Annotated in this window: 19 protein-coding genes and 2 riboswitches; of the genes, 18 read left to right on the plus strand and 1 reads right to left on the minus strand. The window is 39.4% G+C overall.

The features are described 5' to 3' along the window. Positions 1–64: 64 nt before the first annotated feature. From F7732_RS12370 to sufB, 16 genes are all read left to right on the plus strand, one after another. Positions 65–424, plus strand: coding sequence for an arsenate reductase family protein (locus tag F7732_RS12370; protein ID WP_151574257.1), 360 nt, complete (start codon positions 65–67; stop codon positions 422–424). A 399-nt stretch (positions 425–823) separates the two neighbouring features. After that, positions 824–1,207, plus strand: coding sequence for a glycine cleavage system protein GcvH (gene gcvH, locus F7732_RS12375; protein ID WP_066442756.1), 384 nt, complete (start codon positions 824–826; stop codon positions 1,205–1,207). Positions 1,208–1,411: 204 nt separating this feature from the next. Next, positions 1,412–1,768, plus strand: coding sequence for a toprim domain-containing protein (locus tag F7732_RS12380; protein WP_151574259.1), 357 nt, complete (start codon positions 1,412–1,414; stop codon positions 1,766–1,768). 5 nt (positions 1,769–1,773) lie between these two features. Continuing rightward, positions 1,774–2,079 (plus strand): thioredoxin family protein, encoded by a 306-nt coding sequence (locus tag F7732_RS12385; RefSeq protein WP_151574261.1) that lies wholly within the window; start codon positions 1,774–1,776, stop codon positions 2,077–2,079. Positions 2,080–2,430: 351 nt separating this feature from the next. Next, positions 2,431–3,693 carry an MFS transporter gene (locus tag F7732_RS12390; RefSeq protein WP_151574263.1) on the plus strand — a complete coding sequence of 421 codons (1,263 nt, stop codon included), beginning with the start codon at positions 2,431–2,433 and terminating at the stop codon, positions 3,691–3,693. 167 nt (positions 3,694–3,860) lie between these two features. Beyond that, a complete protein-coding gene (locus F7732_RS12395; RefSeq protein WP_161598877.1) occupies positions 3,861–4,181 on the plus strand; it encodes an SCP2 sterol-binding domain-containing protein in 321 nt (106 codons plus the stop codon). A gap of 65 nt (positions 4,182–4,246) precedes the next feature. Beyond that, positions 4,247–4,347, plus strand: a riboswitch (SAM riboswitch). Between the two features lie 120 nt (positions 4,348–4,467). Next, positions 4,468–5,784 carry an O-acetylhomoserine aminocarboxypropyltransferase/cysteine synthase family protein gene (locus F7732_RS12400; RefSeq protein WP_151574267.1) on the plus strand — a complete coding sequence of 439 codons (1,317 nt, stop codon included), beginning with the start codon at positions 4,468–4,470 and terminating at the stop codon, positions 5,782–5,784. A 132-nt stretch (positions 5,785–5,916) separates the two neighbouring features. Beyond that, positions 5,917–6,022: riboswitch (SAM riboswitch) on the plus strand. 201 nt (positions 6,023–6,223) lie between these two features. Then, the gene (locus F7732_RS12405) at positions 6,224–7,249 is read left to right on the plus strand and encodes a methionine ABC transporter ATP-binding protein (RefSeq protein WP_151574269.1); all 1,026 of its coding nucleotides are present in this window, start codon (positions 6,224–6,226) and stop codon (positions 7,247–7,249) included. Next, positions 7,242–7,910: a methionine ABC transporter permease gene (locus tag F7732_RS12410; protein WP_151574270.1), complete on the plus strand. Its 669-nt coding sequence runs from the start codon at positions 7,242–7,244 to the stop codon at positions 7,908–7,910. Before F7732_RS12405 ends, F7732_RS12410 begins: the two co-directional genes overlap by 8 nt. A gap of 11 nt (positions 7,911–7,921) precedes the next feature. Next, positions 7,922–8,773, plus strand: coding sequence for a MetQ/NlpA family ABC transporter substrate-binding protein (locus F7732_RS12415; RefSeq protein ID WP_151574272.1), 852 nt, complete (start codon positions 7,922–7,924; stop codon positions 8,771–8,773). Between the two features lie 573 nt (positions 8,774–9,346). Then, positions 9,347–9,487: a YuzK family famiily protein gene (locus tag F7732_RS22860; protein ID WP_192913029.1), complete on the plus strand. Its 141-nt coding sequence runs from the start codon at positions 9,347–9,349 to the stop codon at positions 9,485–9,487. Between the two features lie 409 nt (positions 9,488–9,896). Further along, positions 9,897–10,682: a Fe-S cluster assembly ATPase SufC gene (sufC, locus tag F7732_RS12420; RefSeq protein ID WP_151574274.1), complete on the plus strand. Its 786-nt coding sequence runs from the start codon at positions 9,897–9,899 to the stop codon at positions 10,680–10,682. A gap of 17 nt (positions 10,683–10,699) precedes the next feature. Beyond that, positions 10,700–12,010 (plus strand): Fe-S cluster assembly protein SufD, encoded by a 1,311-nt coding sequence (gene sufD / locus F7732_RS12425; protein WP_151574276.1) that lies wholly within the window; start codon positions 10,700–10,702, stop codon positions 12,008–12,010. Beyond that, the gene (locus F7732_RS12430) at positions 12,010–13,239 is read left to right on the plus strand and encodes a cysteine desulfurase (protein WP_151574278.1); all 1,230 of its coding nucleotides are present in this window, start codon (positions 12,010–12,012) and stop codon (positions 13,237–13,239) included. Before sufD ends, F7732_RS12430 begins: the two co-directional genes overlap by 1 nt. Then, entirely contained in the window at positions 13,229–13,666 is a 438-nt protein-coding gene (sufU, locus tag F7732_RS12435; RefSeq protein ID WP_151574280.1) for a Fe-S cluster assembly sulfur transfer protein SufU, read from the plus strand. The genes F7732_RS12430 and sufU overlap by 11 nt, the downstream gene beginning before the upstream one ends. 65 nt (positions 13,667–13,731) lie before the next feature. Continuing rightward, the gene (gene sufB / locus F7732_RS12440; RefSeq protein WP_066442768.1) at positions 13,732–15,129 is read left to right on the plus strand and encodes a Fe-S cluster assembly protein SufB; all 1,398 of its coding nucleotides are present in this window, start codon (positions 13,732–13,734) and stop codon (positions 15,127–15,129) included. A gap of 200 nt (positions 15,130–15,329) precedes the next feature. On the opposite strand, the gene F7732_RS22655 is transcribed toward sufB, so the two are convergent. Beyond that, positions 15,330–15,491 (minus strand): hypothetical protein, encoded by a 162-nt coding sequence (locus F7732_RS22655; RefSeq protein ID WP_161598878.1) that lies wholly within the window; start codon positions 15,489–15,491, stop codon positions 15,330–15,332. A gap of 250 nt (positions 15,492–15,741) precedes the next feature. Here F7732_RS22655 and F7732_RS12445 point away from each other — a divergent pair, with 250 nt between their 5' ends. Then, complete coding sequence (locus F7732_RS12445) at positions 15,742–16,110, plus strand: ArsR/SmtB family transcription factor (RefSeq protein ID WP_151574282.1); 369 nt, start codon at positions 15,742–15,744, stop codon at positions 16,108–16,110. Next, complete coding sequence (locus F7732_RS12450) at positions 16,103–18,229, plus strand: heavy metal translocating P-type ATPase (RefSeq protein ID WP_151574284.1); 2,127 nt, start codon at positions 16,103–16,105, stop codon at positions 18,227–18,229. The genes F7732_RS12445 and F7732_RS12450 overlap by 8 nt, the downstream gene beginning before the upstream one ends. Positions 18,230–18,335 lie beyond the last annotated feature (106 nt).

Here is an 18,335-nt window from a genome sequence, read left to right on the forward strand (position 1 = left end):
TATTCTTTTGAAGATAATAGTTTTAACACTAGCAAGGATATGTTAAGATTGGATGGTGAAAACTATGGCGCATACATTTTATTGGTACCCTAAATGCGGTACATGCCGTAATGCAAAAAAATGGCTTGATGAGCATCAAATTACTTACGAAGCAATACATATTGCCGAAAATCGGCCTTCTCGCGATGAGCTTGCAGAGCTTTATCAAAAAAGCGGATTAGAGCTAAAAAAATTCTTTAATACAAGCGGAATGAAATACCGTGAGCTTGGCTTAAAGGATAAAGTTAAAACCGCATCTGAGGATGAGCTTTTAGATATCTTGGCTTCAGACGGAATGCTTATAAAGAGGCCAATTCTAACTGACGGTTCAAAGGTAACGGTTGGTTTTAAAGAAGATGAGTATGCAAAAACGTGGCTCGCTTAACCAAAGACTTACGTAACGAGAAAGCTATAAAAGCTTATACTGGCTTAATTTCAGAACGAGATCAATTTTGAATAGTGTCTAGCAGCTGAGCAAGGCGCTTACACTTTTCTAAGTGTCTAGTTCCAGCGCCTAGCCCCTCGAGGTCTTAAGTCAATCTGTCCAGAAGGTTAAAGTGCAACCTTCTAGCCATCTCGCCTTAAGCTTGTCGGGGCTGAGCGAGGCGCTTACACTTTTCTGAGTGTCTAGTTCCAGCGCCTAGCCCCTCGAGGTCTTAAGTCAATCCAGTCAAAAGGTCAAAGAACGACCTTCTGTCTGGCTCGCCTTAAGCTTGTCGGGGCTGAGCAAGGCGCTTACACTTTTCTGTAGATCATAGATACACATACAAATGGAGGGATTGTAATGAGTGCACCAAAAGAATTACGATATTCAAAAGAGCATGAATGGGTTAAAACAGAGGGAGAGAAAGTCCGTATTGGAATAACAGACTTTGCACAATCTGAACTTGGTGACATCGTATTTGTTGAGCTTCCAGAAGTTGGCGACGAATTAAAAGTCAACGAACCTTTCGGCAGTGTGGAATCTGTTAAAACAGTTTCTGAATTATATGCACCAGTTAGCGGTAAAGTTGTCGAAGTAAACGAAGAATTAAGCGACAATCCAGAATTCGTAAATGAATCTCCATATGAAAATGCTTGGATGGTAGTAGTAGAGTTGTCAGATGCTAGTGAAGTTGACAGCCTTATGGATTCTGAGCAATATGATGAAATGGTTAAAGAAGACTAATATATGGTAAAGCCAGCCTTTTTAAAGGGCTGGCTTTTATAATATGACTTTTTACTGTTTTAATAGGAAACCTTTAAAAAACAACCAGAGTTTCTCCGTGCCTTATAAAAGGAAAATTACACATTTGTATAGAATAGTGAATATAGTACATAAAATATACAAATTAGGGCGGCAATATAATCCTACTACTCCAAGGTGATGAATATGTTTGATTACAATTCTGAAAAGGTTATTATTGTGGAAGGCACATCTGACAAAAGGAAAGTGAAGGACATTATTCGAGAACCCGTTGAGATTATCTGCACGAATGGCACCATTAGCGTTACAAAACTGGATGAACTGATTGATGAGTTATTTGATAAGGATGTATATATACTGGTAGATGCCGATGATGCGGGTGAAAAACTGAGAAAGCAGTTTAAGCGGGAAATGCCAGAGGCTGCTCATCTTTATATTGACAAAATGTACAGAGAGGTTGCTACAGCACCAGTGCATCACTTGGCGACAGTTCTTTTAGGTGCTAATATTGATGTTTACACAGAGTATTTAGATAGAGGTTGAGTATTATGCTTGAATGGTCACAGCAAGAAATTGAAAGTGCATTGAAGAATGATTTTTCAGGATTTATTTATTTGTACACACCCATGTGCGGCACATGTCAAATGGCTGGCAAGATGCTTACTGTGGTAAATGAGTTATTACCAGAATCTGCAATAAGAAAGGCAAATCTAAACTATATGCCGACACTTGCGGAGAAGTGGAATGTTGAAAGTGTCCCATGTCTGTTGATTGTTCATAATGGTGAAATAACTGAAAAAATATATGCCTTTCATTCAGTTCCTTATTTATTGGAAAAAATGTCTGCAGTATAAAAGAAAGGGCTGGGAGCTAATTCCCGGCTTTTTCTTTGTTTCCAAATTTCATAGCATGAAAAGTTGTTGGTTTATTAAGCAGGCTGTTCAGATTGATATCAGTAATGAAAAAAGAATTCTGCCCGCCAGCCAACATAGTATAGATGAAGAGAAGGAAAAGCCAGGAATCCTGCCTCTTAGCCAAAAACTCCTTCCTATAAAAACAACATGAACATGAAGTGAATGTTGTTTTTTAGTAAATGTATCGTTTTGTCATTGAAATATATTTACAATTGCCTCTTTTAAGAATATTATATTTAGGGATGCGAAATATCAACAAAATTTCTAAAGAAGTCTTGAGGCGATAAGAGCATGTTCTATAAAGAGTGGGTTCACCAAATTAAAGGATATAATCAAAATATCCGGCGTGCCTTTCTAGCCAATATTTTCACACAAATTGGTTTAGGTATTTTTATGGTTATTTACAATTTTTATATTCGTGAATTAGGCTATTCGGATGGAATGAATGGGCAAGTGATTTCAATGACATCACTTGCAACTGCAATCATCCTTATTCCAGCAGGTTTATTAAGTGATCGGTTTGGAAGAAAAAATATTATGCTTTACGGTGCAATCGCAACGGGAGCCGTCTTGATCATCCGCAGCTTGGCGGAAGGACCGGCAATGTTATTATCTGCTGCTTTTGCAACAGGACTGACATCAGCTTTTTTACAAGTCTCAAGTATCCCTTGGCTCGCTGAAAACTCTCGAGCAGAACAGAGGGTGCACTTATTCAGCATTCACTTTGCCATTATGACAGGGGCAAATGTCATTGGTAACCTCAGTGGCGGATTACTAACTGATTTCTTTTCATTGTTTATGTCTCAGTTGAATGGAATACGAGTTACGCTGATGCTCGGCGGTGTTATTTTTCTCATAGGAATCTTCCCAATTATAAAGTTCCAGGAAAGCCGGAAGGTAACGAATTCCATTGATAAATCTAAGTCTGATTCTGCAAAGGCTGCCTTGTTGGCAAGAAAAGACAGTTTGAAGATTGTCGTTCTGTTTGCAGTAGCGCAATTAATTATTGGTGTCGGCGCAGGATTAGTTATACCTTATTTAAATCTATATTTTTCTGATCGTTTTGCCGCTTCAAACTCAGCAGTCGGGATGATCATCTCACTTGGGCAGGCAATGACTGCAGTAGCCATGATTATCGGACCTAAAGTAGTTCAGAAATTTGGTGAAGTGAAAGCGGTCGTTATTTTGCAGCTATCGTCACTGCCATTTCTGCTTTTAACCGCTTATACAGAACAGCTTTGGCTTGCAGCGATTGGGTTTCTTTTCCGGCAGGCATTAATGAATGCGGGAAATCCTATACAAATGTCACTGATGATGTCAAAAGTTGACGATTCAATGAAAGGATTTGCCAGCTCTGTGAACCAGATGGTCTTTAATTTAGGATGGGCAGTAATGGGACCTGTATCAACGGGTATTGTGATGATGTATGGTTCTTATTGGGGGTACGCTGCAGTTTTCACGATTACGGCTATCTTATATTTAATAGGTTCACTTTATTTCCTCATTGTCTTTAAACGCTATAATCCTAAAAAAATCGCACAAATGACAGCATAGCCTGCTTTCAACTGACATATTTCTCAGGAAATAATCCTAGACAATACCGTAATAGAAGCGGTCGTTGTCTTTTTTTTGGTTAATTTGTTGAAAAAAATATGCAGGATAAAGAATCAGTTCCACGGAATAAAGCTTATATAGACTATAGAATTTTGAGGTGTACTCTAATGGAACAGCTGGCTAAATCCTTTATACAAGAATTAGAGCAAAAACAGCATGTCTTTCAAGTATTGCAGAATCGCAGGCTGACGGTGCATTTTCATAGCGAGGCTGAACACCTATATTTACGGATTGAAGACGGGAGGGCTGACGTTATTTCTCCTATAGAATGTGAGATGGAGATTTATGGCCCTAAAACAACTTTGACTCATCTTTTTCAGAAAAAAATAAAGCTGCGCCAACTGATGAAAGAGCAGCCAATCCAAATAAAAGGCCCTTTTCGCAGTATTCTTTTATTAGAAACAATTTTATATCTTGGAAAAAATTAATGGTTTTTTTGTTGACTGGTTTTTTCCTATATGTTAAAATTTCAAACAAATATGAAAATTGAATATTCTTATCAAGAGAGGTGGAGGGACTGGCCCTACGAAACCCGGCAACCGGTTAATTACACGGTGCTAATTCCAGCAGAGCAGATGCTCTGAAAGATAAGAAGAGTTGTGAATTCCAGACCCTCTTCTTCTTGAAGAGGGTCTTTCGCTGTTACGATAATCGTATGGAGCGAATGCAGCATGATGATACTCAAGCGAAAACCAATTAAAAGGAGAGATCGACATGACTGAAAGGAAAAAAAATTATCGTTTTGAAACATTGGGTATTCATGGAGGATTAGCGCCAGATCCAGTAACCGGTGCTCGGGCAGTTCCAATTTATCAAAATAATGCTTATCAATTCAAAAGTACTGACCATGCTGCAAACCTTTTTGGACTAAAGGAACCAGGTTATATTTATACACGGATACATAATCCGACTGTAAGTGTGTTCGAGGAAAGAGTAGCACTGCTTGAAGGTGGCATTGGCGCACTGGCTGTTTCAAGTGGTCAGGCTGCGATTACTTTATCCATACTAAATATTGCTGGTGCCGGAGACGAAATTGTCGCCGCATCTAACTTATATGGAGGCACCTATAATTTGTTCGCAGTAACCTTGCCTAAATATGGGATAAATGTAAAGTTTGTTGATCCGCAAGATCCAGAAGCTTTCAGAGAGGCAATTACGAATAAAACAAAAGCGATATTTGCAGAAACAATTGGTAACCCCAGCTTAAAAGTGCTGGATATTGAAGCAGTAGCTGCTATTGCTCATGAAAATGGCATACCGCTAATTATTGATAATACATTTCCTACTCCTTATCTGTGCAGGCCAATTGAATTTGGGGCCGATATCGTGATCCACTCTGCCACCAAATGGCTTCTTGGCAACGGAACAACAATGGGAGGCATTATTGTAGATGGCGGCAAGTTTGACTGGAATTCACCGAAATTCCCAGGCTTTACTGAACCGGATCCAAGCTATCATAACTTAGTTTACAGTGAGGCGCTTGGTGAGGCTGCGTATATTACAAAAGCACGTGTTCAGCTGCTGCGTGATCTTGGTCCTGCTTTAAGTCCGCAAAATGCATTCCAATTCGCTTTAGGAATTGAAACTTTACATGTGCGCATGAAGGAGCATGTGGCAAATACAAAGAAAATTATCAGCTATCTCAAGAGCCATCCTGCTATTAATTGGCTCTTATACCCTGGAGATGAAGATCATGCTGACAAGGCTTTAGCAGATAAATATCTTCCAAAAGGTGCAGGGGCCGTTGTTGTTTTTGGCATTAAAGGAGGAAGAGAAGCTGGTGCTGCTTTAATCAATAATCTTAATCTTTGGGCACATGTTGCCAATGTAGGGGATGCAAAAAGCTTAATTATCCATCCTGCAAGCACAACTCATCAGCAGCTGGATGATGAGGCTTTAAAAATTGCGGGAGTTCCTGAAGATTTAATCCGAATATCTGTCGGAATTGAAAATGCAGAAGATTTAATTGAGGATTTAGAACAGGCAATTGAGACCGCAACAGGAATCACAGCACTTGCCGCTAAAGCTTAAACAAAGTGTTACCAGAGGAAGTATAAAATATCTTGGGATTCACTTTTTTAGTTGACACCCTTATCATGACCGTGATACGATAGCATTCGTAATTTATAAATGAATGTAAGTGAATTGAATATAGATGTTTAGCTCTTATCAAGAGAGGTGGAGGGAAGTGCCCTATGAAGCCCGGCAACCGTCATGAAAATGAAATGGTGCCAATTCACTCAAAGCTTATGGCTTTGATAGATGAGAGAAAGGACTTATTTTTAATGCCTTTCTGCTCATAACAGGAAGGCATTTTTATTTTATTTTTTTACTAGTTTTCAAGAATTGAAATCTTGACTGGTTACAAAGATATTTTTATGTGTTTTCTGGAATTGAGGAGAATGAAAGGCATGGTCCAATCAAAAGCTATTGTATAGGCAATGTCAGGAATGAGAGGGTGAAACAACAAGTGATTTCTATAAAAAATGCAAAGAAAATATTTGCAACGAAAAAAGGGAAGGTCAACGCGGTTGATCAAGTGAACCTTGAAATTAAAGAAGGCGAAATTTTTGGAGTGATTGGCTACAGTGGAGCGGGGAAAAGTACGTTAATCCGTATGCTAAATGGATTGGAAATTCCTACTGAAGGCAGTGTAGTCGTTGCCAACAACGAAGTTTCACGTATTAAAGGCAGTGACTTAAGAAAGGCCAGACAAGAGATTAGTATGATTTTCCAGCACTTTAATCTGCTATGGTCCAGAAATGTTAGAGAGAATATTGCCTTTCCACTGGAGATTGCAGGCGTTTCGAAGCAGGAAAGAATTAAGAGAGTGGATGAACTCATCCGTCTTGTTGGTTTAGAGGGGAGAGAGGATGCATATCCTTCCCAGCTGAGCGGAGGGCAAAAACAAAGGGTTGGCATTGCAAGAGCACTGGCGAATAATCCTAAGGTGCTGCTGTGTGATGAGGCAACATCTGCGTTAGATCCACAGACAACAGACTCAATACTTGAACTGCTTGTTGATATTAATGAACGCCTTGGCTTAACCATTGTATTGATTACTCATGAAATGCATGTTATTCGCAAAATCTGCCATCGTGTAGCTGTGATGGAGAATGGTCAAATTGTTGAAGAAGGACCTGTTCTAGAAGTATTTAAAAATCCAGCTGCACCAATCACAAAGAGATTTGTACAGCAGGTGACCGAACCGGAAGAGACGAAGGAAACCGTTCAGCATTTACTCGACCTTTATCCACAGGGGCAAGTCATTCAGCTCGGTTTTGTTGGTGAGGCTGCAGAACAGCCGCTTATTACGAATTTAATTCGTCATTACTCGGTTACAGTTAATATTCTGCAAGGGAAAATATCACAAACACAAAAGGGTTCTTATGGAACATTATTTATTCATCTAGATGGGGAACAGACGGAAATTGCTAAGGCAATCGACTATATCCATTCCCAGAATGTTGGAGTGGAGGTGATTTCTAATGCTTAATTCACTCATTCCAAATGTCCAATGGGATAAAATGTGGGAAGCTACATTAGAAACATTATATATGACAGCTATATCGGTTTTTGCAACCTTTGTCCTGGGTATTATTTTAGGATTGCTGCTCTTTTTATCAGCCAAAGGAAATATTTGGGCTAATGCTCCTGTTAATAAAGTTATCAGTGCATTCGTCAATATTTTTAGATCTATTCCATTTATCATTTTAATTGTATTATTGATTCCTTTTACCAAGCTAATTTTAGGTACAATGATTGGTCAAAACGCTGCATTGCCGGCTCTTATTATCGGAGCAGCGCCATTTTATGCACGAATGGTTGAAATAGGATTGAGGGAAATTGATAAAGGGGTTATTGAAGCGGCTAAATCAATGGGTGCTAAAACTAGCACGATTATCTGGAAAGTGCTTCTTCCTGAATCAATGCCAGCATTAGTTTCTGGTATTACCGTTACTGCCATTGCGTTAGTAGGTTATACAGCTATGGCTGGTGTAATTGGAGCAGGCGGACTTGGAAACCTTGCTTATCTGGAAGGGTTTCAGCGCAGCCGTTTTGACGTAACGCTGGTAGCAACGATTATTATATTAATTATTGTATTTATCATCCAATTCATTGGTGATTTTATAACATCAAAATTAGACAAACGATAGGAGAGAAAAAAATGAAAAAATGGTTATCAATCTTAGCAGCCTTAACAGTAGCACTAATTATTTCTGCTTGCGGCACTTCAGATGAAGGTACTGAAGGAGACAATGCAGGCGGCGGAGAAGAAGCAGAAACAACAACACTTAAAGTCGGTGCTTCAAACGTTCCACACGCTGAAATCTTAGAAGAAGTGAAGCCGCTGCTTGAAGAGAAAGGCTTTGAACTAGACATTACTACATTCCAAGATTATATTTTACCAAACCAGGCATTAGAGTCCGAAGATATTGATGCTAACTACTTCCAGCACATCCCTTATCTTGAGTCTCAAAAGGCTGAGCATGGGTATGATTTCGTAAACGCTGGCGGAATTCACATTGAGCCAATTGGTGTATACTCTCAAAAATATGAGAGCTTAGATGAACTTCCTGATGGTGCAACAATTATTATGAGTAACTCTGTTGCTGACCATGGCCGTATCCTTTCATTATTAGAACAGCAAGGATTAATCACGCTTAAAGAAGGCGTTGAAAAAACAGCAGCAACAATCGAAGATATTGAAGAAAACAGCAAGAACCTAGAGTTTGATACTGAATATGAAGCATCCCTTCTTCCGCAAATTTACAACAATGGCGAAGGTGACGCAGTTCTAATTAACTCTAACTATGCAATTGATGCTGGATTAAATCCAATTGAAGATTCTATTGCAATCGAAGACAAAGAATCTCCATACGTGAACGTAATCGCTGTTCGCAGTGGTGATGAAGAAAGCGAAGCAATCAAAGCATTAGTAGAAGTTCTTCACTCTCAAGAAATTCAAGATTTCATTCTTGAAAAATATGAAGGTGCAGTTGTACCTGTATCTGAATAATAGTTTAAAAGCTCCTGTGTTTGCAGGAGCTTTTTTTATTTGTCTTGAGTTTTTCGGCTGCGGCGGCTGGTACCATTTGTGTTTGGCGGATAAGTTGCTCTTTTTGGCGGATAACTCCCATTTTACGGCGATTATATCCGATTTTACAGCGGATAAATCAAAATAACCGCGGAAATTATAGCTTCAACCTCTCTTTACATCCAGCAAAGCAGCGGTTTCAGCAAAAAACGCAGGCATATTCCTCAGCAATGTAGCAATATTGGCTAAAATAAAAGGATTCTCCGACTTCTGGCCCACCATCACCAAGTTATCTAACCTATAAAATCACAGCCATTTAGAACCATGCTTTAAACCGGATTAAACTCCAGCAATTAACCGAACTGACTCCTTCAAGTGTCCTTCAGACTGAACCAGCGTCATATTTCACGATATATCAGGTTTTACAGTTATTGTGTCGGGTATACAGTCAATGATACGATTTTATAGTAAATAATCCGCACTGCGGAAATTTGAAAGGAATGGTTCGTTATTAACCAGCTAAACCTAAATTATACGAGTGAAATGGAAAAGGCCATGCGTGGAGCCCATGGAGTCGGATATGAGGTTTACAGCCAAAAGCATGATGTGCGAATGGAAGTTGAAGAAAAGCGGCAAAAGGAATATGTAGAAAGCCAGCGTATGGTTGCAGATTTAGAAAGAAAAGTACATTCTTAATGTTATATATATAGGAAGAAACCGGCTCAGCTGTAATGAGCTGGTTTTTCTTTTGCAGTGATCATAAAGGAAACAAAATTAAGTATTTCACGATCTTTATTTCAGGCTATCTTCACATACAATCCAAGTTAGTCGCAGAAAATAGTTAAATAGGATTTCATACTGAATTTGAGCCTTTCAGAAAGGAGAGAATAACTTTAGAACCTACATATACTAAAAAGTTTAAAAAGACGAAAAAAAACTCTATAATTAGACATATTCTCTTATTCCATAGACGAATGTTCTGAAAGAGTTGATATCACTTTTCATTTGTTATAAGATTGTAATGAGAATAAAATGAGAATTAAACTAAGAGGTTTGCGGCAAAGCCGATTTATACAAATCTTTCATAATTGACGGAGGTATTATTATGGCAGCATCAACTTTAACAATTAAAGACCTTCATGTTGAAATTGAAGGCAAAGAGATATTAAAAGGTGTTAATCTTGAAGTTAAAGGCGGAGAGATTCACGCAATCATGGGACCAAACGGAACAGGGAAATCAACATTATCCTCTGCGATTATGGGTCACCCGAAATATGAAGTTACATCTGGCAGCATCGTAATGGATGGGGAAGATGTGTTAGAAATGGAAGTAGATGAGCGCGCTCAAGCAGGTCTATTCCTTGCTATGCAATATCCAAGCGAGATTAGCGGTGTAACAAATGCTGACTTCTTGCGTTCTGCTATGAACAGCCGCCGTGAGGAAGGCAATGAAATTTCATTAATGAAGTTTATCCGTCAAATGGATAGCAAAATGGAATTCCTAGAAATGGACGTTGACATGGCTCAGCGTTACCTAAATGAAGGGTTCTCTGGCGGAGAGAAAAAACGTAACGAAATCCTTCAATTAATGATGCTTGAACCAAAAATTGCAATCCTTGATGAAATTGATTCTGGATTAGATATCGATGCATTAAAGGTTGTTTCAAAAGGAATCAATGAAATGCGCGGCGAAGAGTTTGGCTGCTTAATTATTACTCACTATCAGCGTCTTCTTAACTACATTACGCCTGACCATGTACACGTAATGATGCAAGGCCGCATTGTAAAATCCGGTGGCCCTGAGCTGGCACAGCGTTTAGAGGCAGAAGGATATGACTGGATTAAAAAGGAACTTGGCATCGAAGACGAAACAGTTGGGCAAGAAGCGTAACAGTTAGGAGGATCACTATGTCAACTGAAATCAAATTACCATTTGACAAGGAGTATGTCAGCTCCTTTTCAAAAGATATGGGCGAACCGGCTTGGCTGACTGAACTTCGTACTACAGCTCTTGCTGATGCGGAAAACCTGCCAATGCCTAAGCCTGATAAAACAAAAATAGATAAATGGAATTTTACGCAATTTACAAAACATCTTGTAGCAAGTGAGGATTATTCCTCTTTAAACGAGCTGCCTGAGGATGTTAGAAGCTTGATTAATTTAGAGGCACAAGAACAAAGCCTTTATATTCAGCGTAATAACAGACCGACATATCTTTCAGTAACGAAAGAGATGCAGGAAAAAGGTGTTATTTTTACAGATATCTTTACAGCTGCAAGAGAGCATGGCGACCTGCTGCAGAAGTACTTTATGACAGATGCAGTGAAAGTGAACGAGCACAAGCTGACGGCTTTGCACGCAGCATTGTTAAACGGCGGAGCGTTCTTATATATTCCGAAAAATGTTGAGATCACTGAGCCAATCCAAGCTGTTTATATTCATGATGACAAGGAAGCAAACTTGTTCAACCATGTTTTAATCGTAGCAGATGACAATAGCTCAGTTACGTATGTTGAAAACTACGTATCGACTGTTGCTGAAGCAGATGGAATCTTTAATATTGTGACAGAAGTAATTGCTGGTGCAAATGCAAAGATTCAATATGGAGCAGTGGATACACTTGCCAAAGGCACAACCGTTTATGTGAATCGCCGCGGAAAAGCCGGCAGAGATGCACGTATTGAATGGGCGCTAGGATTAATGAATGACGGGAATACTATTTCTGAAAATATCACGAATTTAATCGGTGATGGTTCATTTGGTGATACAAAAACGGTTGTTGTCGGCCGCGGTGAACAAACACAGAACTTTACGACAAGCATTGTTCACTTTGGAAAAAATTCCGAAGGCTATATTTTAAAGCATGGTGTTATGAAGGATGCTGCAACTTCCATCTTTAATGGCATCGGAAAAATTGAACATGGCGCATCTAAATCAAATGCAGAACAGGAATCCAGAGTTCTAATGCTGAGTGAAAAAGCACGCGGGGATGCAAACCCGATCCTGCTTATTGATGAAGATGATGTTACAGCTGGTCATGCTGCATCTGTAGGCCGTGTGGATCCGCTTCAGCTTTATTATTTAATGAGCCGCGGTATTTCGCAAACAGAAGCAGAGCGACTTGTAATTCATGGCTTCTTGGCACCTGTTGTTAATGCCCTTCCAATTGAAGGAGTTAAAGCGCAATTAACAGAGGTAATTGAAAGGAAAGTAAAATAATGAATATAATGGACATTCGCCAAATGTTTCCGATCCTGCATCAGGAGGTTAACGGCAGTCCGTTAGTCTATTTGGACAGTGCGGCAACGTCACAAAAGCCGATTCAGGTTATTGAAGCGATTGACAGCTATTATCGACAATATAACTCCAATGTTCATAGAGGTGTTCATACCCTAGGGACAAAGGCAACTGATGGCTATGAAGGTGCACGTGAAAAAGTCCGTAAGTTCATCAATGCAAAATCAACTGAAGAAGTGATCTTTACCCGAGGGACTACTACTTCTCTGAATACAGTAGCTGCAAGCTATGCCCGTGCAAATCTGCAGGAGGGTGATGAAATTGTCATCTCCTATATGGAGCATCACAGCAATATCATTCCGTGGCAGCAGGTTGCAAAAGCAACTGGAGCTATACTAAAATATCTGCCGCTTCAAGAAGATGGAACGATTTCTCTTGAAGATGTGAAGAATACAGTTACAGACCAGACAAAGATTGTATCAATTATGCATGTATCCAATGTTCTTGGTGTCATTAACCCGATTAAAGAAATTGCACAGATTGCTCATCAGCATGGAGCCGTAATGGTTGTTGATGGGGCGCAAAGTGCACCGCATATGAAGGTTGATGTCCAAGATCTGGACTGCGACTTTTTCGCTATGTCAGGCCACAAAATGTGCGGCCCAACAGGCATCGGTATTTTATACGGTAAGAAGAAGCTTTTGGAAGACATGGAGCCAATTGAATTTGGCGGTGAGATGATTGACTTTGTTGGTTTACAGGAGTCGACTTGGAAAGAGCTTCCTTGGAAGTTTGAAGGCGGAACTCCAATTATCGCAGGTGCAATTGGATTAGGGGCCGCGATCGACTTTTTAGAGGAAATTGGACGTGACAACATCGAGGCGCATGAGCATAAGCTTGCTGCGTATGCGATGGAGCAGATGTCTGCTATAGAAGGCATGACCATCTTTGGACCAAAAGATGCTTCGAAAAAAGCAGGTGTTGTTACCTTTAACATTGATGAAGTTCATCCTCACGATGTGGCAACGGTACTGGATGCTGATGGAATTGCTGTCAGAGCCGGACATCATTGTGCACAGCCGCTTATGAAATGGCTGAAGGTATCATCAACTGCCCGGGCAAGCTTCTATCTGTATAATTCAGAGGAAGATATTGATCGGCTCGTTCAAGGGCTTGTCAAAACAAAGGAGTATTTTAGCGATGTCTTTTAATAACTTAGATACCCTTTATCGTCAAGTCATTATGGATCATTATAAAAACCCGCGCAATAAAGGGATTTTAGAAGATGACAGTTTAACCATTCATATGAATAACCCAACTTGCGGAGACAGAATTCAATTGACAATGAAAGTGGAGGACGGCATCGTAGCAGACGCAAAGTTTGACGGTGAAGGCTGCTCCATTTCAATGTCCTCTGCGTCTATGATGACTCAGGCTATAAAGGGAAAAACCTTTGAAGATGCGGTTAAGTTATCGAAGATCTTTTCTGATATGATGCAAGGCAAGGATTATGACGATGAGATTGATCTTGGTGATATTGAAGCACTGCAAGGAGTTTCTAAATTTCCTGCCCGAATTAAATGTGCTACATTGCCATGGAAGGCAATGGAAAAGGGTATTAATGAATCAGAACAATAAAACAATTTTGGGATAAAATATAGCCAAAGGATGATTCCTGAGGCAAAGAATGGAGGAATACGACGATGGCAAAAAAGATGCCTGACATTGGCGATTACAAGTACGGATTTGCCGATAAAGACGTTTCCATTTTCCGATCAAAACGCGGGTTAACAAAAGAGATTGTTGAAGAAATTTCAAAAATGAAGGAAGAACCTCAATGGATGCTGGACTTCCGCTTAAAATCATTAGAGCACTTCTACAACATGCCAATGCCGCAATGGGGCGGAGATTTAGCGTCATTAAATTTTGATGAAATCACTTATTATGTAAAGCCTTCTGAAAAGACTGAGCGTTCTTGGGATGAAGTTCCAGATGAAATCAAGCAAACATTTGATAAGCTTGGAATTCCTGAAGCAGAGCAAAAGTATTTAGCAGGTGTATCTGCTCAATACGAATCAGAGGTTGTTTACCATAACATGCAGGAAGATCTTGAAGCAATGGGGATCGTATTTAAAGATACAGACTCTGCACTTCGCGAAAACGAAGAGATCTTCAAAGAGCACTGGGCAAAGGTTATTCCGCCAACAGATAATAAGTTTGCGGCCTTAAACTCTGCTGTATGGTCAGGCGGTTCTTTCATCTATGTTCCAAAAGGGATCAAAGTTGAAACACCTCTGCAAGCATACTTCCGAATTAACTCTGAAAACATGGGTCAATTCGAGCGTACCTTGATCATTGTGGATGAAGGCGCACATGTTCACTATGTGGAAGGCTGTACAGCTCCTGTGTATACAACAAACTCACTTCATAGTGCGGTTGTTGAAATCATTATTAAAAAGGATGCATACTGCCGTTATACAACAATCCAAAACTGGGCAAACAATGTTTATAACCTTGTTACAAAGCGAGCGGTTTGTGACGCAAACGCAACAATGGAATGGATCGATGGAAATATCGGTTCTAAATTAACAATGAAATACCCAGCTGTTATTTTAAAAGGAGAAGGCGCTCGCGGAATGACTCTTTCCATTGCATTAGCAGGTAAAGGTCAGCACCAGGATGCAGGTGCAAAAATGATTCACCTTGCACCAAACACGTCTTCAACAATCGTTTCAAAATCCATCTCGAAACAAGGCGGAAAAGTAACATACCGCGGAATCGTTCAATTTGGGCGCAAAGCAGATGGCGCACGTGCAAACATTGAGTGTGATACGTTAATCATGGATAATCAATCAACATCTGATACCATTCCATATAACGAAATCTTAAACGATAACATCTCACTTGAGCACGAAGCGAAAGTTTCTAAAGTATCTGAAGAGCAGCTGTTCTACCTTATGAGCCGCGGAATCTCTGAAGAAGAAGCAACGGAAATGATCGTAATGGGCTTCATTGAGCCATTTACAAAAGAACTTCCAATGGAATATGCAGTAGAAATGAACCGTCTTATCAAGTTCGAGATGGAAGGTTCTATCGGATAAAGTGAAAAAACCCTTGCAGCCGCAAGGGTTTTTTGCTACAGATTTAAAAGTAATTTCTCCTTGCATGCTTGGAGAATCGGATCGTATTCATCAAGAAGTTGTGATGCAGAAGAATTTATTCATTTTCCTTATCCCCCTGCTTAATCTTATTTCTTCAGTCTAAATCCATTCTCTTCCACTTCTTTTATATTAAAGGATTTTTAAGCAGGCATTAATAATCCAATCAGCATTAGAGTTAGACCAGACAATATGAATGCCAAGAAGGTTTTTTTTCCAAATCTATTTTTCATTAATGTGACAATCACATATACCAATGAGCAAATGACTAATAGTAATCCTATTAAAAATAATATGTAATCCATTTAATGTCCCCCTTCTTAATTATCTATCAACATACTAAATTTTACTTTACGAGTTATTTTTTTACTATAAATTTCACAAAGAAGACAAACTTAAATGTCTTTTCAGTTTCTTGTTAAATAGGAAAACCCTGATGTTTTTACGTTCTTAAAAAATTCAATTTTAAATAAATATTCAAACAATCATTTGACCATTAGAATAAATTTGCATATACTAATAATCAAATGAATGTTTGAATGAGGGGGTTATATATTGAAACACGATGATATTTGCGAGGTTACCTGTGTCGATGAAGCAAAAGTAACTCGAGTAAAGAATTCTATCCAGCAGAAGGATACGATGTCTGTTGCACAAATATTTAAAGCTCTATCTGATGATACGAGAATTAGAATAGCTTTTGCTTTATGCGAAGAAGATGAACTATGTGTATGTGATGTAGCTAATATTGTTGGCAGCACGATGGCTACTGCATCTCATCATTTACGTCATCTTAAAAATCTTGGTCTGGCAAAGTATCAGAAAAGAGGTAAACTCGTGTATTATTCCTTGGATGACGAGCATGTCAGACAATTGATTCAAATAGCCTTTGCACATCAGCTGGAGGGAAAGCTTCATGAGTAACTCTGAATTACAAAAAAGTGTTTACTGCGTTCAAGGCTTCACCTGAGCAGGCTGTGCGACAAAGTTCGAAAAGAACGTCAAACACCTGGATGGTGTTTCTAATGCAAGTGTTAATTTTGGTGCATCAAAGCTTACTGTTTATGGTGAGACAACGATTGAAGAACTCGAAAAAGCAGGAGCCTTTGAAAACATAAAGCTGTATCCAGAAAAACAAAAAGTCGAAGTGAAAAAGATTCCATTTTTCCAAAAACACGGAACAGTCATCGCATCGCTTATATTCCTGTTAATAGGTTGGCTGACTGCAGAAATATCTGGAGAAAATAGCATTGTTTCTATACTGGCATATGCCACTTCTATATTTTGGGGCGGTTATCGGCTCTTTAAAATAGGAGTTATAAATTTATTCCGTTTAGATTTTGATATGAAAACTTTAATGACCATTGCAGTTATTGGTGCTGCTGTTATTGGTGAATGGGGTGAAGGTGCAACAGTTGTTATTTTGTTTGCGATCAGTGAAGCCCTCGAAACATACTCCATGGATAAAGCACGCCAATCAATACAATCATTGATGGACATTGCTCCTAAAGAAGCTTTAATCAGAAGAGGAAATGAACAACGCTTTATTAATGTAGCTGATATTCGTGTTGACGATATTATGGTCGTTAAACCTGGACAAAAAATTGCGATGGACGGGGTCGTTTTAAAAGGAGTATCATCAGTCAATCAAGCAGCGATTACTGGTGAATCAGTGCCTGTGTCAAAATCAATTGAAGATGAAGTTTTCGCAGGAACATTAAATGAAGAGGGCCTGCTGGAGGTAAGAGTTACAAAACTTGTCGATGATACAACCATTGCAAAAATTATTCATCTAGTGGAGGAAGCTCAAGCGGAGAAGGCTCCTTCTCAGGCATTTGTGGATCGCTTTGCCAGGTACTATACTCCAATCATCATGCTGGTTGCATTTGCCGCAGCTGTTGTACCTCCTTTATTCTTCGATGGAGATTGGGAGAAATGGATTTACCAGGGATTAGCTGTTTTAGTAGTCGGCTGTCCATGTGCCCTTGTTATTTCCACACCCGTTTCCATTGTAACGGCAATCGGGAATGCAGCACGTAATGGTGTTCTGATCAAAGGCGGTATTCATCTTGAAGAATTGGGAGGAATTAAAGCAGTTGCTTTTGATAAAACAGGAACGTTAACAAAAGGGATCCCGGTAGTAACGGATTACATTCCAGCTGCAAATGTTGATTCTGATGAACTTCTGTCCGTTATTGCAGCCCTGGAAAATGGTTCACAGCATCCGCTGGCTTCTGCCATTATAAAAAAAGCTGAAGAAGAAGATTTAAGTTACAAAAGTATATCGATTGAAAACTTCTTATCAATAACAGGAAAAGGAGTTACTGGCTCAATTCATGGCACAACCTATTATGTCGGCAATCCAAGTCTATTTGAAGAAATATTAGAACATGGGTTATCAAATGAGCAGAAGGAAACGATCTCGCAGCTTCAAGAACAGGGCAAAACTGTCATGGCTGCCGGAACATCTGCTAAAGTTTTGGGACTGATTGCTGTTGCTGACGAGTTGAGGATAAATAGTAAAGACGTTATTCAAAAACTTCATTCATTAGGAGTTCAAAAGACCATTATGCTGACAGGAGATAATGCTGGTACTGCAAATGCAATGGGAAAACAGGCAGGTGTTTCAGATTTGAAGGCAGACTTGCTGCCGGAGGATAAATTAACTTTTATTAAAGGTCTGAGAAGCGAATATGGCCGGGTGGCTATGGTTGGGGATGGTGTCAATGATGCTCCGGCTTTAGCAGCCTCTACTGTTGGAATTGCAATGGGCGGTGCTGGAACAGATACGGCGTTAGAAACAGCTGACATTGCATTAATGGCGGATGATCTTGAAAAACTGCCTTTTGCAGTTAAGTTGAGCAGAAGAACATTACTCATTATTAAACAGAATATTATATTCTCTTTAGGCATTAAACTATTGGCCTTACTCTTAGTTGTTCCAGGCTGGCTAACACTGTGGATTGCTATTTTTGCAGATATGGGTGCAACGCTAATAGTCACATTAAACGGTTTAAGACTGCTGTGGGTGAAGGATAAATAAGTGACAGAAGCTTCCTGATAGGGAGGCTTCTTTGCGAAAAAGTAAGTATGCGGGCTCATATACATATCGCAAATTTTCAACTAGGAAAGATGCCGGTACTTTTCAA

This window comes from Bacillus mesophilum, from assembly GCF_008923265.1.
In the GTDB taxonomy this organism is placed as follows: domain Bacteria; phylum Bacillota; class Bacilli; order Bacillales; family Cytobacillaceae; genus Cytobacillus; species Cytobacillus mesophilum.